Genomic DNA, 2,687 nt, shown 5'->3' with positions numbered 1-2,687 from the left:
CCGCCTGCACGCGCAGGTCTGGCTGGCGCGCGTGGGCCGGGCCGGCGAGGGCGACCGGCTGCTCTGGCAGCTGTCGGGCGGCATGCGGCAGCGCGTCCAGCTCGCCCGCACCCTGGCCGCCGGGCCCCGCGCGATCCTCATGGACGAGCCGTTCGGCGCCCTGGACGCCCAGACCCGCGCCGCCATGCAGCGCCTGCTGGTGGCGGTGCTGGCCACCGCCCCCGCCACCGTCGTGTTCGTCACCCACGACGTGGACGAGGCGCTGCTGCTGGGCGACCGCGTCGCCGTCCTCGGCCCGGACGGCGCCGGCACCGAGATCGCCGTGCCCGCGCCCCGCGACCCCGACACCCCCGCGCCCGGCGACCTGCGCGACCGCATCCTGGCCGCGCTGGGCGCCCGCGGCGCGACCGCACCGACCGAGGAGACCGTGTGATGGAGACTCCGCCCGTGACCCGGCGGCGGGAACTGCGCTGCGACGTGCTGGTCGTCGGCGGCGGCACGGCCGGGACCATGGCGGCGATCACCGCCGCCGAACGCGGCGCGTCCGTGCTGCTGCTGGAGAAGGCGCACGTGCGGCACTCGGGGGCGCTGGCCATGGGCATGGACGGGGTGAACAACGCCGTCATCCCCGGCAAGGCCGTCCCCGAGGAGTACGTCGCCGAGATCACCCGCGCCAACGACGGGATCGTCGACCAGCGCACCATCCGGCAGACCGCCACCCGCGGGTACGACATGGTCCGGCGGCTGGAGCGCTACGGCGTGAAGTTCGAGAAGGACGAGCACGGCGAGTACGCGGTGCGGCGGGTGCACCGGTCCGGGTCGTACGTGCTGCCGATGCCCGAGGGCAAGGACGTCAAGAAGGTCCTGTACCGGGTGCTGCGGCGCCGCGAGATGCGCGAACGCGTGCGGATCGAGAACCGCGTCATGCCCGTGCGGGTGCTGACCCGGGACGGGCGGGCCGTGGGCGCCGTCGGGTTCGACACCCGCAGCGGGGAGTTCGTCACCGTCGCGGCGGGCGCGGTCATCCTGGCCACCGGCGCGTGCGGACGGCTCGGCCTGCCCGCCAGCGGCTACCTGTACGGCACCTACGAGAACCCCACCAACGCCGGCGACGGCTACGCGATGGCCTACCACGCGGGCGCCGAGCTGAGCGGCATCGAGTGCTTCCAGATCAACCCGCTGATCAAGGACTACAACGGCCCCGCCTGCGCGTACGTGGCCAACCCGTTCGGCGGCTACCAGGTCAACGCGCACGGCGAGCGGTTCGTCGACTGCGACTACTGGTCCGGGCAGATGATGGCCGAGGTCAAACGCGAGATCGACTCGGCGCGCGGCCCGATCTACCTCAAGCTCACCCATCTGCCCGACGAGACGCTGACCGCGCTCGAGGGCATCCTGCACACCACCGAGCGGCCCACCCGCGGCACGTTCCACGCCGGGCGCGGCCACGACTACCGCACCCACGACGTGGAGATGCACATCTCCGAGATCGGGCTGTGCGGCGGGCACTCGGCGTCGGGCGTGTGGGTGGACGAGCACGCCCGCACCACCGTCCCCGGCCTGTACGCGGCGGGCGACCTGGCCTGCGTGCCGCACAACTACATGCTCGGCGCGTTCGTGTTCGGCGACCTGGCCGGGGAGGACGCCGCCGCGCGGGCCGTCCCGCCGCCGGACGGGCTGCCCGAGGACCAGATCCGCGCCGCGCACGAGCTGATCTACCGGCCGCTGCGCAACCCGGACGGCCCGCCGCAGCCGCAGGTGGAGTACAAGCTGCGCCGGTTCGTCAACGACTACGTCGCGCCGCCCAAGACGGCCGCCAAGCTGGAGATCGCCGTCGAGACGTTCCAGCGCATGGAGGGCGAGATCGCGGCGATGGGGGCGCGCACCCCGCACGAGCTGATGCGCGCCGCCGAGGTCACCTTCATCCGCGACTGCGCCGAGATGGCCGCGCGCGCCTCCCTGGTGCGCGCCGAAAGCCGCTGGGGCCTCTACCACGACCGCGCCGACCTGCCCGAACGCGACGACTCGTCCTGGTTCTGCCACCTGAACCTGCGGCGCCGCGAGGACGGCGAGATGGAGTTCGTCAAGCGGCCGGTGGCGCCCTATGTGGTGCCGGTCGAGGGGCTCCCGGCGCCGGAGCCGGGCGAGCCGGAGGTGCTGGGGCCGGTGCGCGTCGCCGGGCGGGCCGCGCCGTCGCGCACCGCCGCCAGCGGGCGCCCGGCCGCGTCCGTGGGACGCTCCCCGCGCATCCTGGAGCTGCTGGAGCTCGCCGAGACCGGCCCGTCCCTGGACGAGATCACCCCCTACCTCGACGACCCCGACCCCAAGGTGCGGCGCGCCGCCGTGGCGACGCTCACCGAGGTCGTCCCCGAGGGCGTCGCCGGTGCGCTGGCGGGTGCCCTCGGCGACCGGCACGGCTCGGTGCGGCACGCCGCCGCGACCGCGCTGCGCGAGCTGGTCGAGGTGCTTCCGGCGACCCCCGGGCTGCGCCAGGCCCTGCTGCCCGCGCTGGACGGCCGGGACGCCACCGTCCGGGCGGCGGTGCTGGACGTGCTGCGCGCGCTGCGCCTCGGCGTCGCCGCCCTGGTCGCCGCCGCGCTCCGCGACGAGGACCACCGCGTCCGGCTGCGGGCCGTGCGCGGCCTGGTCGCCCACGACGCGGCGGCCGAGACCGCCCGCGCCGCCGC

Annotated in this window: 2 protein-coding genes; both read left to right on the top strand. The window is 75.5% G+C overall.

The annotated features are described in order from the left end of the window. Positions 1-433 (top strand): ATP-binding cassette domain-containing protein (locus tag ABD879_RS32410; protein ID WP_345025603.1); only part of this gene is annotated, 433 nt, incomplete at its 5' end. Beyond that, the coding region (locus ABD879_RS32405) for a fumarate reductase/succinate dehydrogenase flavoprotein subunit (RefSeq protein WP_345025602.1) at positions 433-2,687 on the top strand (2,255 nt) is incomplete at its 3' end. The genes ABD879_RS32410 and ABD879_RS32405, both read left to right, overlap by 1 nt.

Origin of the sequence: Actinomadura keratinilytica, assembly GCF_039539665.1 — a bacterium.
GTDB classification, from domain to species: Bacteria; Actinomycetota; Actinomycetes; order Streptosporangiales; family Streptosporangiaceae; genus Spirillospora; species Spirillospora keratinilytica.
This window is presented reverse-complemented; position numbering and strand designations above follow the sequence as displayed.